This is a genomic window from Daejeonella lutea, assembly GCF_900168015.1.
Classification (GTDB): domain Bacteria; phylum Bacteroidota; class Bacteroidia; order Sphingobacteriales; family Sphingobacteriaceae; genus Daejeonella; species Daejeonella lutea.
The window spans coordinates 777466-793927 of sequence record NZ_FUYR01000002.1 but is presented as its reverse complement, the minus strand read 5'-3'; the positions used below and the strand labels follow the sequence as shown (position 1 = coordinate 793927).

Sequence of the window (16462 nt, the reverse complement as noted above, 5' to 3'; positions counted from 1 at the left end):
GTGCAATAAATTGCATTTTTATGCAGGGTTCAGTTAGAAGTCAGGGGATTAAGGCAGTATTATGGGGTCATTACAATCCATAAAAATAATCCGATAGCGAGGGGCAAACTTAAAGCGGCAAGTGCACCAGCAATTAATCTTTGAGATTTTCCAGTGCCTAAAAATTGTTCAAGAGCTAGCTTAACTAAGTACTGGAATCCAAAGTATATGGTCACATAAACACTCAGGAATAGCAAATTATCCGGTCGGGATATTCCATCAAAGTTGTATTTACCCTCATCAATATAAAAGCCTAACAGGCTCAGGGAGATCGCCATAGTTGCCGGCAGAACTAAATCCTGGCGAAACTGAAGTGCATTTTTAATTGTCATGTCGAACTTCTTTAATCCAAGGTAATAATTATTCCTACATTTGCGTCATCAATAAGGGGTGCCTTGTTTGCGAAATCAAACACAAAAACAGGCTGAGATTAAACCCATTCAAGAGTGGAGAATTGAGAGTTGAGAGTTGAGAGTTTAGCGCGAACTGTCAACTGTCCACTGTCAACTGTCAACTTAAGAAGCACCTGATCCGGATAATGCCGGCGGAGGGAGGTAATGTTAAGGAACTGTATAGAACCCCACTATGCAGGATGTTTAACTAGTTTTATTTATACATTTTGAAAAAATTCTTATTTATCGCTGCGGCGATCCTGATGCCGTTCATGGCTTCAGCACAATTTTCTATTACCGGAAAAATTACGGACAAACAAACTGGAACCGCATTAGCCAGGGCAGGCATCTACGTTGAGAACTCGTATATGTCAACTCAGTCCGACCAAACAGGAAGCTATACTTTAAAAAATCTCAAAGAAGGTAAATACGTCATCCGGATTAGTTTCCTTGGTTACGAAACCAAAGTCCAGAATATCAACCTAAACGCCAATATCACGCTAAATGTCGAGCTGAGTCCGAATAGCATGCTCGCCGACGAAGTATTGGTCCGATCCACCCGGGCAACCGAAAACTCTGGCACCACTTACCGAAATGTAAGCAAAGAAGAACTGGAGAAAAATAACCTTGGCCAGGATCTTCCTTTTCTGTTAAATCAGACGCCTTCAGTGGTTGTAAGCTCCGATGCCGGAAACGGGATTGGTTACACTGGCATTCGCATCCGCGGAAGCGACCCCACTCGGGTAAATGTCACGGTGAATGGAATCCCCTATAACGACTCTGAAAGCCAGGGCTCTTTTTGGGTGAATATGCCCGATTTCGCATCTTCAGTTGATAATATTCAAATCCAGCGCGGAGTTGGTACCTCTACCAATGGTGCCGGAGCCTTTGGCGGCAGCCTGAATATCCAAACAACCACACGCCGCGATTCTGCTTATGCAGAATTGAATAACACATTTGGGTCGTATCAAACTTTGAAGAATACCGTCAACGTTGGGACCGGTCTTATAAACAATAAATTAAGCTTTGACGGTCGCTTGTCGAGGATCAAGTCTGACGGATACATTGACCGTGGCTCGTCTGACCTAAAATCATATTTCCTAAGCGGCGCCTATTATGGCAAAAGCAGCCTGCTCCGTGCAAATGTATTTTCTGGTTCTGAAAAGACTTATCAGGCCTGGAATGGGGTACCGGAAAATCTGCTTAATACCAACCGCACATTCAACAGTTTTAGCTACGATGATCAAACGGATAATTACGTCCAGAATCATTACCAGCTACTGTATTCCAAAACAATTTCGCCTTCATTCTCAGCAAATGCAGCATTGCATTACACCCGCGGCAAAGGCTATTATGAGGAGTTTAAAGAAGATCAGGACCTGGCTAACTATGGCGTCGCTCCATACACCGTCGGCGGAACTACCATTTCTGAAAGCGATCTTATCAGGCGGCGGTGGCTGGATAATGATTTTTATGGTTTCACTTATTCATTAAATTACGTTCCTGCATCTGCTGTTAACCTCACCTTTGGTGGTGCATATAACGAATATGATGGCGACCATTTCGGTGAGGTAATCCGGGGCCAATTTGTTCCGGTCAACCTTAATCTTCAGCGTTATTACCAGGGAAACGGATTGAAGAAGGATTTCAACACCTATTTAAAGGCAGATTATAGTATTGGCGACCTGAACCTGTATGCCGATCTTCAGTACCGGTCAATTAATTATAAGATCTCGGGCACTGATAAGAATAGAAATACACTGGCTCAGAATGACCAGCTTGACTTTTTCAATCCTAAAATTGGCCTGACTTACCAGCTCAACACCTCCAGCAATGTTTATGCGTCCCTGGCAATAGCTAACAAAGAACCAAACCGTGATGACTATGTAAATTCCACTCCTGCTTCGCGGCCATTCTCTGAGAACTTATTGGATATTGAAACTGGCTATAGGGTTCGTAAAGGTACATTTGCAGGCGGGCTGAATGCTTACGCGATGATGTACAACAATCAGTTAGTACTCACTGGAAAGATCAATGATGTGGGTGAGTATATCCGGCAGAATGTTAAGGATAGTTACCGCATCGGTATTGAGCTTGATAGCCGGCTGCAGTTAAGCCGGAGCCTTGCATGGGGACTCACCGCATCATTAAGTGATAATAAAATTAAAAACTTCACTGAATTTGTAGATGATTATGATAACGGAGGACAAATCGTTAATAATTACAACGATGTCGATCTGGCGTTCTCTCCGCAATTCATCGGTTCAAGTGAGTTAAGCTTTCGTCCTTTCAAGCGCACCGAGCTTGCTTTGTTGAGTAAGTATGTAAGCGACCAATATCTTGATAATACATCAAACTCTGCCAGGAAGTTAGACGCATTCTTCGTGAATGATCTTAGGCTGTCATACAATACATCGTTCAGAGGCTTGAAAACCATCGGCTTAACTTTGCTTGTAAACAATGTACTTTCTGAGAAGTACGAGTCGAATGGCTATACCTTTAGCTATCTATATGGCGGTGCATTCACAACAGAGAACTATTATTTTACGCAGGCACCGGGTAATTTCTTACTTTCATTGAGTTTGAAGTTTTAACTAAAACCAGCCGTTGGAAATAATTGGCAAATGAAGTAGGTTCCCGCTTTCACGGGAATGACAGGCTGCTTCGAGAAACTTGGGGTTTGAGATTTGCGGCTCAAAAGCCGCAAATCTCAAACCCCTGGAGCTAAAACAATGCTGTTATACCCACGAAAGTGGGGACTTCCATAATAAGATTAGATTATGAAAAAATACATCTCAAAGCTACATTACCTCACCCATGACCTCCCATCAAGAAGCCATATTGAACAAACGGAAATAGCATGTAAAGCGGGTGCCAACTGGATCCAATACCGTTGTTTTAGCAAGGATGACGAAGGTCTAATAAAGGAACTTCATCAAATTGCTTCAATCTGCGACGACTGGGGAGCGACTCTCATTCTGACCAACCACTATCATCTCCTTGATAAAGTTGATGCGCAGGGTGTTCATCTTGAAAATATGGAAGCTGATTTTATTGCTATACGCAACATTATTAGCGACGAAAAAACGCTTGGCGCATCAGCAAATTCAATCGAAGATATACAGCGAATAGCGCATTCCGGAGTCGTGGATTACATTGGATGCGGACCATTCAGCCACACCGCAACAAAGCCCAATGATTACCCCCACTTAGGTGTGGCAGGCTATACTCATATCGCAGAAAATATGCAAAAAAATTCCCTTGACATTCCGGTTCTGGCGGTTGGCGGTGTGAATATCGGTGACGTAGATTCATTGCTTTCAACAGGCATATACGGCATCGCTGTTTCTGCGGCTGTGAATCACGCCGAAGATCCCGGGCAGGCATTAAAGGAATTTTATAGAAAGACACATTGAGAGATTGTGAGCAAGGATCAAAGAACAAAGACTAAGGACATCTGCCCAACTGAAGCTGAGCCGGGCATAATCTTTGTTCTTTGCTCATTGTTCTTTATTCCAATATCCCTAAGTTTGTCTTATGTCTTCACACCACATCATCCGCGAAAAGCAAGAGCCAGCGTTGTTAATAATGAGCCTCGATGGCTTTGATAGTGAGAACCTGGGACAGATTTTGGAATGGAGCCCAACGGTTATTGTCCATGAGGATATCTATGAGTTGGCCGATTCACTCGCTTTAAAGGTAGACGGCGTGCTAACGAAGAATCCAGATTTTCTAGCCCAGGAAAACACCCGTATAATTCTAACAGATAAGGATCCATTGGAGGACTGTCTGAAATTCCTGGTTGGTGAAGGATATCCGGCTGTCAATATTATCACCACAGAGTTTATGCTTAAAGACTACGCACTTTTTGTCGATGATATCGACATAGTGGTCTTCATAGCCGACCAAAAGATCTTTCCCGTCCGCTCGGGTTTCAGTAAATGGCAACCGGCTGGTGAAAGTGTGCAATTACTACATGAAATACATAATTTAAGTACGAGCGGTCTGGTATCAAAAGACGAGCACTTCATGGAAACCGAAAAGGACGGTTTCTATTCATTTACGTTCGACCAGCCATTTATATTCATTTCAGAAAAAATCTGATGGAAATAGTAAATGCGACTGCGGATGACATCCCGGTAATTCATGAACTCGCTGAAAAGATCTGGTGGCCGACGTACCGTCCCATCCTATCCGACGAACAGATCAGTTTCATGCTTAAGAATATGTATTCTGAAGATGCACTTCTGCAACAGATCCAGAGCGGAATGAAATTCATCCTGGTAAAAAGAGAAAATCATAATGTAGCTTTTGCCGGTTATTCGAAAGAAAATGAGGCGGTGCTCAAGATCCATAAGATCTATGTCCTCCCGTCAGAGCAGGGGAAAGGAACAGGAAAAAATCTTATAGAATATCTCACTAGCATAGCCCGCGAGTTAAGCATACCGCAGGTTGAGCTTAACGTTAACCGGGCCAACCCTGCCCTGGGTTTCTACGAGAAAATGGGCTTCGAGATAGCTGAAACTGTAGACATCCCATACCACCAGTTTGTTCTGAATGATTATGTGATGCGGAAAAAACTTTCCTAATTCTTATTGTCTTGCCTCAAGCTTTGGAATCCGTTTTGGTGTATCTGTCCCCGCAACAATGCTCCTCGCACTCAGAGCTATTGCTTTGATGGTCGCCCATATATTAGCCGAATCAAGAGTTTCCACCTCATCGTTTACCGTATGATAGAATTTATCTGAATCAATCTGATCCGTTGAGATGGTATGAGCCGGAACTCCCAGAGCCGCCAGGGTGGCGTTGTCGCTTCTATAAAAAAGGTTCTGGGTAGGATATGGGTCCGGATGGAATTTAAAGTCGGTGCCAGCAAGATTCTTTTGTAGTATCTCACCAAAGTCAGAGCGTTCGTATCCGGTAATAAATGCCGCATTCTTACCGAATTTCGACTCCTTACCGATCATCTCAATGTTAAACATAGCTACTACATCATCCGGATTAAGCTTCGAAGAGAAATGACGTGCTCCAAAACCACCTATTTCTTCCGCGGTAAATGCAACAAAGATTAGTGTGCGTTCATTATTTTTCAACTGCTTGTAATACTTTGCGAGTGATATAACAGCAGTAGTGCCCGACGCGTCATCATCAGCACCATTAGCAATAGAATCGCCTTCGACACTGGCGACCGTACCCAGATGATCGTAATGCGCAGAGAAAAGAACCAGCTCCTTTTCCTTTGATTTACCAGGTATCATTCCGGCAACATTGAATAGAGAAAGGCTTTCCACTTTGCTGTTAGCTTTAACATTAAATGTCCCTGCTTCCGTAGTTCCAAGAACGAAAACGGTGCCTCCGCTGTCTCCCATTTTCTCAACAATGCGGCCCCGGACTGCCCGAGCCTGCACGCGTTTGAATATCGCTGAGTGCGATTGATCTACTAGTACAAGTGTCGGTGTCTTTCCACTTAATGCAGCCGTATACTTTTGAGCAAACTGGTCACCGGCAGCAATCTTGACGACACCTGCTCCCGAGGTATTACTCATTTCAAGCAATGCTTTTTCAGACATTGTGATAATATTAGCGGCTTCGATGCTTTTACCATCAACAGTAACGCTCACCAAAGCGGGCGATATCCGCGTTACGGTAAACTCCTGTCTGAAATCGTTTTCACCCGCCAATGGCTGCAACCCAATCTTCTTAAACTCAGCCTCTATGAAACTTGCCGCCTTATCGATACCGGGTGTAAATGTACCACGCCCCTGCATGTCATCTGATGCGAGGGTGTTAATGATCCGTGTTATTTCGTCCTGCTGAACAGTAGGTTCAGACTTTTGAACTGCGCACGAAGCACATAGTAGAATACCGGCGAGGCCTGCGTGAATTTTATTGATCTTCATTATTTTAGTTTTGATGATAACCAGTTGTTTCTGAATTGCGTCTGCTGTGGTGTCGGATTTTCCGCCTTAACAACCGTTAGGCTGCTGTCTTCCTGGAATGTTAATGTCGAGGTCTTTACCGCACCCTTATGTTCATAAGTTACAGGTACACTCTGACCAGGCTTATATTGTGAAGTGATCTGATCAATGTTGACAGCACCTGTCAAGCTTGTTTCTCCTATTTTAAGGATATAATCACCGATGTCTATTCCGGCTTCGTATAATGCAGAACCTTTTAGCGTGGCATTTGCAACGCGGTTTTTTCCCGTGTATGAGATCAGCGTAAGCCGCAACGGACCCATAGTGGCTTTACCAGGTGACGCTTTCCGTAATTCTAATCCCGCTTGAGCTAAAAGCTTCGCGTAGTCATTCTTCTCGACGCCTTCGATGTATCGTTTAAAGAAATCCTGAGCAAAGCTATCGCTTGTCAGGAGCGCTAAAACATTCTGAAGATCGGGAACCGTATAAGGAACTTCAGTTTTACCATGCTTCTTCCATACGGCCTGCATATAATCATCAAGAGTCAGATTGAAATCAGAACGGAGGCGGAGATCCAAACCCAGTGCAACAAAAGCACCATAGGTATAATAGGACGTAAACATATTTGCATAATTGCTCTGATCAACGGAAACACCTGCGTCAACGAAAACTGCATGCCTGCTCATTTGAGTGGCCGGGAAGCTTTTCGGGCCCGGTGCATTTAAAACTCCGTTAATTATTCCTGATAAAATCCCGTTGTATTGCTCATCTGTTCTGAAACCCGCGCGCTTTAAGATCAGGTTACCGTAATATTGAGTAAATCCTTCTGCAAACCAGAGCTCATTGCTCATGTTGGCGTGAGAGAAATCAAAAGGCTCCAACGTCTTTGGTCTGATGCGTTCAACATTCCAGGCGTGAAAGAATTCATGAGAGAATGTGCTAAGCATAGATTCCTCATTTCCCGCAATCTTAACACCACTGCTGGTTATAACCGTAGAGTTACGATGCTCCATACCGTCGCCATTATTATCCGGATTTACATCCTGAAGGAAAGTATATTCACCATTGTCGAATTGTGGTAGTTCTCCAAATACAGCCTTTTGCTCTGCCACCACTTTAGCTACCATTTTCCCATAATTATCAATCACAGCCTGATCGTCTGCAGTACCATGAGAGCTTAATCGAACAGTTTGAGTCTTATTGCCAGGATTTACATCCTTCCAAATTGCCAGTTTAAAATCGGATAATTCCGTTGGGCTATCCATAAAGTATTGCAGGTTAGGGGCAGTAAAGGTGTTCTTTGTTCCAGTTGGTTTCAACTGGGTAGCAACCTTCCAGTTATACTTTTCGAGATCATTAAAAGTGATGTTCATCGCCCTCTCTGTCATTGCGGGAAACCACATAAATGTTGCGGGCATGTTCATATGCGCATGTGTTTCGTCGATCCCAAGATAGGTTCCGTCTACATGATTTCCATAAATTGTATAAGTGATCTTAACAGTTCCATTGTGTTTATCCACTTGATAAACATCACCTGCAGTTTGTATAACCGTGAGACTGCCTTTACTGTCGGAAGCCTTAACGCCATAAACATTCTTCCCGAATTCATGTGTCGCATATCTGCCAGGTGAAGAACGGCTCATTCTGAAAGTCAGTGGACCGGCGGGCACATTTGGAACCTCTATAGTAACTTCCGCTTCATGATGAACCGTATTTGGAAAAGAGATGGTATAGTTAAGAATGTTTTGGGCAGAAACTGTCAGAGCTGCAATAGTGCAGGATACCAGGAGTAGAAAACGCTTCATTGATGATTAATTGGTGGGTGGAAGATACGAATTTAGTGTATGCGAGAATTAGCAAATCTTATTCATCTATAAATACGCTGATTATTGGTTCTCTAGTGCTAGTCCCAGTCATGCCGCTCGAGTTCCCTTATTGAGCTTCGGGTTACGATTTGCTTCTGTTTATCGATCTCAGTAGTAACGCGGGTATCGTGAACCCCATCCGTCACAGCAATATCCTGGTCTTTTGTCTTATCTGATTTATAGATATACGTTTCATCTACATTTTGAAGCGCAATATCATACGGGCCCTTGTTGCTCATCAACTTCACAAATACCGGCAGACACTCAAAGAGTATGAACAAAAAGCCTATAAAGGAAATCGCAAGATAATTATCCATATCCCGGGTTCCATCCTCTTTAAAGCTTAGTTGCCCGAGTGCCCAGTTCCTGTCAGCAAAGCCAGCAACATTTGCCAGGCTGTCCAGCTGCTTGCCGCTAAACATTCTCTGATCGGACAAGCCGTCCAAATCCTTACGCCGGGCAAAGAAAGCATCCATTCCGGCCAGTTCTTTCCTGAGCGTTTCAAGCCTTTGCTCTTTCTGCACCACAAGCGATTCCTTTTGCTTGGCGTAGGTGCCATAACCTGTAATACCCGACGTTTGATTAGTCTTATCTCCAAAAACCTCCTGGTTCAGGATGTAGCGGGATCGGTTAATATCCTTTTCAAGCGAGTCTTTTTCCGCTTTAAGCTCCGCAGTCTTATTGATCTCGGTTACGTATTTGTTGGCAAAAGTCTTGTTCAGGGTGTCAATCTTAGAACGCTGCCCGTTCAAATAGCTCGTTTTCAGCTTCTCTCTAATCTCTTTATCGAAGATTTTTAGCTCCAATGGTCTGGATATTACAATTCCGATCATGATGGCAAGCAATATCCGAGGCGTTGCCTGAAGTACTTGCTGATTTGTGGTCCCGCTCTTGCTTATACTGGCAACGATATAACGGTCCATATTGAAAATCGCTAATCCCCATATCAGTCCAAAGAGGATAGCAAATATCACCGCAAGAGGGTTACCTGCGAATACGAAGTACATCGCATAGCCACCCGACAGCGAGGCAAAGAGGGCAGTAAAGAAAATGGTCGCACCGATACCAACATACTTATTATGCTCAGTTGGATACCTTTTCAGGGTGTCAATATGCGCCCCGGAACAGAACCAGAAAAAATCGGTGACTTTCTTCATTATAAATTGAAATATTTAATTAAACGCCCGGTTTATCAACATGTTACACCGGTGTCATTTTATTTAATGCAACACCCCGTGAAGCCTTTAGTTTACTAATTATTGCGGAAATGTATATCTTTGTGATACAAATATACCAGAGATTAAATCTGTACAAGCTTGTCGAAATAAAAAACAGTAAATAAGCTCAAAGAAGCCCTGCAGGTTCATTATCACCGAAAATAAATTATAAGGAAATGAAAGAAGTTACAGTACAGGAATTAAAGCATAAAATCGATCATCAGGAAGACTTCCAGCTTATTGATGTTCGCGAGCCATTTGAATATGAAATGTCTAATATAGACGGAGAAAATATCCCGCTGGCCGGCTTAGTAGTTGAAGCTTCTAAAGTTAGCAAGGACAAACCCGTAATTATGCAGTGCCGCAGTGGAGCACGAAGCGCAGCCGCAGTAATGCAGCTTGAGCAACTGGGATATACCAACTTGTACAACCTTAAAGGTGGAATTTTAGCCTGGGCAGCAGAATACGATCCGGACATGCAGGTATACTAAACCATGTTCAAAAAGATCCTATTTAATATTTTCCTGAACATTGCCCTTTTCGTGCTTTTCCTCTGCATTTTCTGGTCAATCAAGAATGGTTTTTATTTATATGCAATTGCGGCAGCTCCGCCATTTGCCATGCTGATCTATCTCAAGATCAGGCTGGCAAAAACCGTGAGGGAAATGACGAGGAAGAAATAGACTGGGAATCTGTCGGTCTGAACTTACCTTAATCGAATACCTAATCCCGGGTCATCATTCAATACCCACTTACCATTTTTGAATTCCGGATCTTTATACGGATTGTTGTTAGTAAGGAAGGGTCCGTCAAGGTCTGACCAGTCGCACAGGGGAGCAAGGGCCGCAGCAGCCAGCGTCGCACAGCTGGTTTCACTCATACAACCAATCATCACTTTCATGCCAAGCTCCTTAGCTTTCATGATCATCCGATGGCCCTCATACATACCCCCGCTTTTCATGAGCTTTACATTAATCGCATGGTAAACTCCTTTCGCCTTTTCAACATCGGCGAAGCGCTGCACAGACTCATCTCCTACAATAGCAATCGGACTTCTTTCGGTGATCCAGGCATTTGAATCAGGATCATCCTTGGCCATAGGCTGCTCAATTAATACAACTCCCTGCTCATGCAGCCAGTTAACCATTTCGAGCCCATGGTGCTTATCCGCCCAGCCCTGATTGGCATCCACAAAAAGAGGTTTATCAGTAGCCGAACGAATCGTGTTGATCAGCTCTTTATCATTATCGCGGCCAAGCTTAACCTTAATAATGTGGCAGTGTTCACCTTCTTTGATCTTTTGGATCAGCACTTCAGGCGTATCGATTCCCAGCGTGTAAGAAGTCTCAGGCATTTTAGAAGGGTCGGTACCAAAGAATTTATAACAAGGGGTGTTCTCGATCTTACCTTTCAGGTCATGCAAAGCAATATCAATTGCCGCTTTTATATTGGGATTTCCGGGTGCAATATTATCCAGGTAAGCAACCACCTCATCAAAGTTAAATGGAGGCTTTAGCCACGATAAATCAACTTTTGACATGAAGGCATTAGCTGTTTCCATGTTCTCACCCATGTAGGGAACCATAGAGGCTTCTCCAAATCCTGTAAAGCCTTCATGGCTTATCTCCATTAGCATGATCGGCGTTGATGTACGCGAGAACTTTGCGATGGTAAAAGGGTGTTTCAGGGTAAGTTCGAATGGCTTATAGCTGATCTTCATAATGGCTGGGATTAATGGTACGAAATAACAAAATTTATTATCTTCAATACGAATAAATTTCAGGCTTCCTTTTTAAAATACTTCCTCAAGAAAACGTCAATCCCTGTTCATTTTTGCGTTCTTCTGTGTTATTTTTGTTTCGGCTGTGCTTAATAGCAGGATTACCGAACCTCAGTCATAATTATCGAAACTACATGCAGAAAATCAAAATATCTACCGCCCAGTTCGAGAACAGGAATGGTGACAAAGACTATAATCTTTCTGTTATAGACACACTTGCCAAAAAGGCTGCAGATGAAGGAGCCCAGGTTGTGGCCTTTCATGAATGTTCAATCACCGGGTATACTTTCGCACGTCATCTCAACAAAGAACAAATGCTCGATCTTGCAGAGATCATCCCGGAAGGGCCCAGCATCATCAGGCTCCAGGAAATTGCAGCAAAACATAACATCACTATTCTCGCCGGACTGTTTGAAAAAGAAAAAGACGATAGTTTATATAAGGCTTACCTATGTGTTGATAAAACAGGTCTGATTGCCAAACACAGAAAACTCCACCCGTTCATCAATCCTCATCTGAATCCGGGAAATGCTTACACTGTTTTTGAAATTCACGGCTGGAAATGCGGCATTCTGATCTGCTACGACAATAATATCATTGAAAATGTAAGGGCGACAGTCTTGCTTGGGGCTGATATTATTTTCATGCCGCATGTAACTATGTGTACACCTTCCACACGGCCCGGTGCAGGTTTTGTCGATCCAGAACTATGGTATAACCGGGAAAATGATCCTACATCATTACGCCTGGAGTTCGATGGCATGAAAGGCCGCGATTGGCTAATGAAATGGCTTCCATCCAGAGCTTACGACAATGCTATATTTGCGGTTTTTTCGAATCCAATAGGCATGGACGACGATCAGCTCAAAAACGGATGTTCGATGATACTCGATCCTTTCGGGGATATATTAGCAGAATGCAGAAGCTTTGATGATTCGATAGTGACGGCGACGATAAGTCCGGAAAAACTAACCCAGGCCGGAGGCCACAGATACCGGAAAGCAAGGCGGCCGGATTTGTATGGGGGCATTTTAGGTCAGGATCATGAGTCGGAGTTGAATGTGGTATGGCTGGCGGGGAAATGAGAATGCCCGTCGAGAAACGAGAATCGAGCGTCGAGACATGAAAAACTAGCACGGAAATCCAAAGGTCGCTGCTCGGTTCTCGCTCCCCATTGCATAATTTCCCAGATTCGCTTAACTTGCGGGCCTTGTTAACATTAAGTTAATGTTAGCTTAACATCAGCTTCCGCATGAAAAAACTACTTGCCTTATTTCTCTTTACTTTAGCATCCATTACAGCTTTTGCACAGAACACCCGTATTAAAGACAAAAACAGCATCGGCTGGTACGCCCTGAATGCCGGGCTTAAACTGGATGATAAATGGAGTCTGGCAGGTGAGTTTCAATGGCGTCGTACCAACATCATCTCAGATCCGCAGCAAAATGTATTCAAGCTTGCAGTAAACCGACTTGTTTTTCCGGGGGTAAATGTAAGAGCGGGTTATGCCCTCGCCGAGTCGTATAATTACGGCGATATTCCACTGAACAACCTGGGAAAGCAATTTACCGAGCACCGTGCTTACGAGATGATTGGCCTAAACAATAAGTTCGGAATCGTTGAAAGTAATCACCGTTTTATGCTTGAACAGCGCTGGGTGGGGCGCTACAGTGACGCTTCACTTGAAAAGGAAGATGAATATGTATACACAAACAGATTCCGATACATGTATCGTGCTCAAATACCTTTAAAGGGTCGTGAGATTACAGATAAAACTCCCTACGCAGCAATTTATGACGAGGTATTTATTGGTTTCGGCAAGAATGTAAATGAGAATGTTTTCGATCAGAACCGACTTGGGATTTTACTTGGCTACCGTTTTTCGCCCAAGGTTAGAATTGAAGGGGGTTATCTGAGCCAGATTGCGCAATTAGGCAGGGAGGTTACTGGGCGGAATGTCTTTCAGCATAACAGTGGCATTATCCTGTCTACCAACCTGAGCTTTTAAACTTTACAATTAAAGGAATTTTAGCCGGACAATTATTCTCAACTTTGCATATTAATTTGTGTTAAATGCAGATAGAGCAGATTTATACCGGTTGCCTTGCGCAAGGAGCGTACTACATCACTTCTGATGGCGAAGCTGCCATTATTGATCCCTTGCGAGAGGTTCAGCCTTACCTTGACCGCCTGGATCGCGACTCGGTAAAGCTTAAATATATTTTTGAGACCCATTTTCATGCGGATTTCGTCTCTGGTCACCTCGACCTGAGTGAGAAAACCGGGGCGCCTATAGTTTACGGGCCAACTGCCAGGCCAGAGTTTAATTTCATCTCGGCAGAGGATGGTCAGGAATTCACAGTGGGCAAAATCAAGTTGAGAACCTTGCATACCCCGGGTCATACACTTGAAAGTACATGCTATCTTTTGATTGATGAAAGCGGAAAGGAATACGCCTTATTCAGCGGTGATACACTTTTTATCGGTGATGTTGGGCGTCCTGACCTGGCACAAAAAGCAGCGCACATGACCCAGGAAGAGCTGGCAGCCACTCTTTACCGTTCCTTGCGGGATAAGGTAATGACCTTGCCGGATGAGGTTATTGTTTATCCCGCACACGGAGCAGGCAGCGCATGCGGCAAGAACATGAGTAAGGAAACTGTTTCTACCATAGGCAATCAAAAACAGTTCAACTATGCTTTGCGGGCTAATATGACGGAAGCAGAATTTGTAAAGGAAGTTACTGAAGGATTGCTTCCGGCACCAGCGTATTTCAGTGCCAATGTAGCGATGAATAAAAAGGGTTATGAGAGCTATGAAAAGGTACTCGATAATGGGATGAGAGCGCTTAATCCTGATGAATTTGAAGCTGCAGCTGATGAATCAGGGGCATTAATTCTGGATACCAGAAATAATGCGGAGTTCTACAAAGGCTTTATACCCCAGTCGGTAAACATAGGTTTAAAAGGAGATTTTGCTCCATGGGTTGGTGCCCTCATCGCAGATGTAAAACAGGAAATCTTACTCGTTACAGACGAGGGTATGGAAGAAGAAGCTGTTACCCGTTTAAGCAGGGTCGGTTTCGACAACGTACTGGGGCATCTGAAAGGGGGGTTCGAAGCCTGGAAAAAAGCTGGTAAGGAAATCGACGAGGTTGACCGTATCAGTGCCAAGGAATTTGCGCAAGCTTATGATAAAACAAAAAAGATTATAGATATCAGGAAAGATGCAGAGTACGAAACCCAGCATATTAAAAATGCGGAAAGCAAGCCGCTTGCTGATATCAACAACTGGATTAAAGACATCAATCCCAAGGAACACTTTTATATTCATTGTGCAGGCGGTTACAGGAGTATGATGGCAGCCTCTATTCTTCAATCGCGCGGATACAGAAATTTTAGCGAAATTGAAGGTGGAATATCGGCCATTACGGATCCGATTGTTCCGATGATCAAAAGTTAATCTTATGTCAGAACTTCTTCATGGGCCATGGCCCTGGTATATTGCGGGTCCGCTGATTGGTTTAACCGTCCCGGCACTTCTCATTTTAGGAAATAAATCATTTGGCATCAGTTCTTCGCTGAGCCATATATGCGCCGCCTGTTTTCCTGCAAATGTTTCCTTTTTCAAGTACGACTGGAAAAAAGAAGCCTGGAATTTGTTCTTTGTGCTCGGTATTCTTATCGGAGGACTCTTAGCGGCTAACTTTTTGAGCAATCCAGACCCTGTTTCTATCAATCCCAAATTGGCAACTGAGCTCTCGGATTACGGAATTGTGAATTACAGCAAGGTAGTACCTGCTGAGGTAGTTAACTGGAATTCACTTTTTACACTCAAAGGGTTCATTATGATTGTATTAGGAGGTTTCCTGATCGGATTTGGAACCCGTTATGCCGGAGGATGTACCAGCGGTCACTCGATCATGGGATTATCCACTCTTCAATGGCCTTCTTTAGTTGCAACCTGCTGTTTTATGATCGGCGGGTTTATCATGGCAAATCTTATTTTACCGCTAATCTTATCATTATGAGCAAGCAAGTAGCAGCAGGACCCGCTCATTGGAGCTCGAAAATTAAATTCATGATTGTCGGAATACTATTCGGGATTGTATTTGTGAAAGCCGAGATTATCAGCTGGTTCCGTATCCAGGAAATGTTCCGCCTGCAGTCATTTCACATGTACGGGATCATAGGAAGTGCAGTTGTAGTTGGGATGATCTCTGTCTTCTTGATCAAGAAGTTTAACATCAAAACCCTGAACGGTGAAACAATCATATTCCGTGATAAAATTTTCAGTAAGGGGCAAATCTATGGCGGCTTACTATTCGGGCTTGGATGGGCCGTAACCGGTGCCTGCCCGGGCCCGCTGTTTGCCCAGATCGGAACGGGTGCAACCGTAGTAATTATGACTTTTTTGAGTGCTCTGGCTGGAACCTGGGTGTATGGGTATTTTAAGGAGAGTTTGCCGCATTAAGGCCCTGTGTTTATTTGGAAATTTCCTTTTGGTCTTTTTCGTATCTTGTATAACATCGAAACCTAAGCCGACTTACCTATGAAACAATTATTGACCTTATTCCTGCTTGTATGTTTCGCGTCTTTCTCAAGCGCTCAGCAGACTAAAAAGAGCAAAAACACTGTTCCTGTCAGCATTATTATCTCTGCCGACCAAACCTCTGCGAGTCAGATAGACCTTCCTGTTTATACAAGTCAAATTCTCGCCGAATTGAATAAATCGCAAAATGCCGAATTTGTACTGGTCGATCCCGATAGCAATCCCGAAGTAATCATCGACATTAAAGTGTCAAACTTAAAAATCGGGCAGCGTATCCAGAGGTCCAATAATAAAACAGTTCCTACCTCGCGGGTTACCGGCACCGATGCCAATGGGCGGCCGACTTCCTTTCCGGGCGTTTTAATAAGAGAGGAAACGATAGTAGAACGAAACTCGTCCGCAAACTTTACGACTACACTGAAGGTCGCAAGAAATACTTCATCGCCTGCTGAAAAGGAGTTTAATTCTTTATACAGTTTCTCGCAAACGACGGCAACCACTCCGGGCGATAGAATTAGCCGCTCTACGACGATCCTTAAACCGAAGCAATTATCAGAACCAAAAACCGAAGAATTCTTACTGCTTCTTTCCAAGAAGGACCTAACTGGATATCTGGCTGGAGAACTCAGAAAAACCTTTAGTTTAAACGGCCAAACTAAAAGAACAGAATAATTGCTACATTGAATACCTGGAACTAGCT

17 protein-coding genes are annotated in these 16462 nt (G+C 43.6%); 12 read left to right on the top strand and 5 right to left on the bottom strand.

The genetic code is table 11. From position 1 onward, the window contains the following. Window positions 1–59: 59 nt before the first annotated feature. Entirely contained in the window at window positions 60–371 is a 312-nt protein-coding gene (locus B5X60_RS12640; protein ID WP_079703047.1) for a hypothetical protein, read from the bottom strand. Between the two features lie 287 nt (window positions 372–658). Between B5X60_RS12640 and B5X60_RS12635 the strand changes: the two genes are divergently transcribed. The 4 genes from B5X60_RS12635 to B5X60_RS12620 all read left to right on the top strand — a co-directional run bounded on the left by B5X60_RS12635 (window position 659) and on the right by B5X60_RS12620 (window position 5020). Then, a complete protein-coding gene (locus tag B5X60_RS12635; protein ID WP_317043754.1) occupies window positions 659–3025 on the top strand; it encodes a TonB-dependent receptor in 2367 nt (788 codons plus the stop codon). Window positions 3026–3211: 186 nt separating this feature from the next. After that, a complete protein-coding gene (locus B5X60_RS12630) occupies window positions 3212–3847 on the top strand; it encodes a thiamine phosphate synthase (protein WP_079703046.1) in 636 nt (211 codons plus the stop codon). A 121-nt stretch (window positions 3848–3968) separates the two neighbouring features. Further along, window positions 3969–4535 carry a thiamine pyrophosphokinase gene (locus B5X60_RS12625; protein WP_185116635.1) on the top strand — a complete coding sequence of 189 codons (567 nt, stop codon included), beginning with the start codon at window positions 3969–3971 and terminating at the stop codon, window positions 4533–4535. Continuing rightward, window positions 4535–5020, top strand: a complete 486-nt coding sequence (locus B5X60_RS12620; protein WP_079703045.1) for a GNAT family N-acetyltransferase — start codon at window positions 4535–4537, stop codon at window positions 5018–5020. Before B5X60_RS12625 ends, B5X60_RS12620 begins: the two co-directional genes overlap by 1 nt. 3 nt (window positions 5021–5023) lie before the next feature. Here B5X60_RS12620 and B5X60_RS12615 read toward each other — a convergent pair whose 3' ends face one another. The 3 genes from B5X60_RS12615 to B5X60_RS12605 all read right to left on the bottom strand — a co-directional run bounded on the left by B5X60_RS12615 (window position 5024) and on the right by B5X60_RS12605 (window position 9371). Next, complete coding sequence (locus B5X60_RS12615; RefSeq protein WP_079703044.1) at window positions 5024–6331, bottom strand: M20/M25/M40 family metallo-hydrolase; 1308 nt, start codon at window positions 6329–6331, stop codon at window positions 5024–5026. After that, window positions 6331–8154 carry a M61 family metallopeptidase gene (locus B5X60_RS12610; RefSeq protein WP_079703043.1) on the bottom strand — a complete coding sequence of 608 codons (1824 nt, stop codon included), beginning with the start codon at window positions 8152–8154 and terminating at the stop codon, window positions 6331–6333. Before B5X60_RS12610 ends, B5X60_RS12615 begins: the two co-directional genes overlap by 1 nt. Window positions 8155–8252: 98 nt before the next feature. Next, window positions 8253–9371 carry a DUF4407 domain-containing protein gene (locus tag B5X60_RS12605; protein ID WP_079703042.1) on the bottom strand — a complete coding sequence of 373 codons (1119 nt, stop codon included), beginning with the start codon at window positions 9369–9371 and terminating at the stop codon, window positions 8253–8255. 236 nt (window positions 9372–9607) lie between these two features. Between B5X60_RS12605 and B5X60_RS12600 the strand changes: the two genes are divergently transcribed. Then, entirely contained in the window at window positions 9608–9922 is a 315-nt protein-coding gene (locus B5X60_RS12600; RefSeq protein WP_079703041.1) for a rhodanese-like domain-containing protein, read from the top strand. A 3-nt stretch (window positions 9923–9925) separates the two neighbouring features. Continuing rightward, a complete protein-coding gene (locus tag B5X60_RS12595) occupies window positions 9926–10114 on the top strand; it encodes a DUF6358 family protein (RefSeq protein WP_079703040.1) in 189 nt (62 codons plus the stop codon). A gap of 23 nt (window positions 10115–10137) precedes the next feature. Here the strand turns inward: B5X60_RS12595 and B5X60_RS12590 are convergent, their stop codons facing one another. Beyond that, window positions 10138–11151: a dipeptide epimerase gene (locus B5X60_RS12590; protein WP_079703039.1), complete on the bottom strand. Its 1014-nt coding sequence runs from the start codon at window positions 11149–11151 to the stop codon at window positions 10138–10140. Window positions 11152–11345: 194 nt separating this feature from the next. Here B5X60_RS12590 and B5X60_RS12585 point away from each other — a divergent pair, with 194 nt between their 5' ends. The 6 genes from B5X60_RS12585 (at window position 11346) to B5X60_RS12560 (ending at window position 16434) form a co-directional block, all read left to right on the top strand. Continuing rightward, on the top strand, window positions 11346–12296 hold the full coding sequence (locus B5X60_RS12585; protein WP_079703038.1) for a nitrilase family protein: 951 nt from the start codon (window positions 11346–11348) through the stop codon (window positions 12294–12296). 167 nt (window positions 12297–12463) lie between these two features. Further along, window positions 12464–13219 (top strand): DUF2490 domain-containing protein, encoded by a 756-nt coding sequence (locus B5X60_RS12580; protein WP_079703037.1) that lies wholly within the window; start codon window positions 12464–12466, stop codon window positions 13217–13219. A gap of 65 nt (window positions 13220–13284) precedes the next feature. Then, window positions 13285–14673 (top strand): MBL fold metallo-hydrolase, encoded by a 1389-nt coding sequence (locus tag B5X60_RS12575; protein ID WP_079703036.1) that lies wholly within the window; start codon window positions 13285–13287, stop codon window positions 14671–14673. Between the two features lie 4 nt (window positions 14674–14677). Beyond that, window positions 14678–15241, top strand: a complete 564-nt coding sequence (locus tag B5X60_RS12570; protein ID WP_079703035.1) for a YeeE/YedE family protein — start codon at window positions 14678–14680, stop codon at window positions 15239–15241. Then, window positions 15238–15684 (top strand): DUF6691 family protein, encoded by a 447-nt coding sequence (locus B5X60_RS12565; protein ID WP_079703034.1) that lies wholly within the window; start codon window positions 15238–15240, stop codon window positions 15682–15684. Before B5X60_RS12570 ends, B5X60_RS12565 begins: the two co-directional genes overlap by 4 nt. A 78-nt stretch (window positions 15685–15762) precedes the next feature. Then, window positions 15763–16434, top strand: a complete 672-nt coding sequence (locus B5X60_RS12560; RefSeq protein ID WP_079703033.1) for a hypothetical protein — start codon at window positions 15763–15765, stop codon at window positions 16432–16434. Window positions 16435–16462 lie beyond the last annotated feature (28 nt).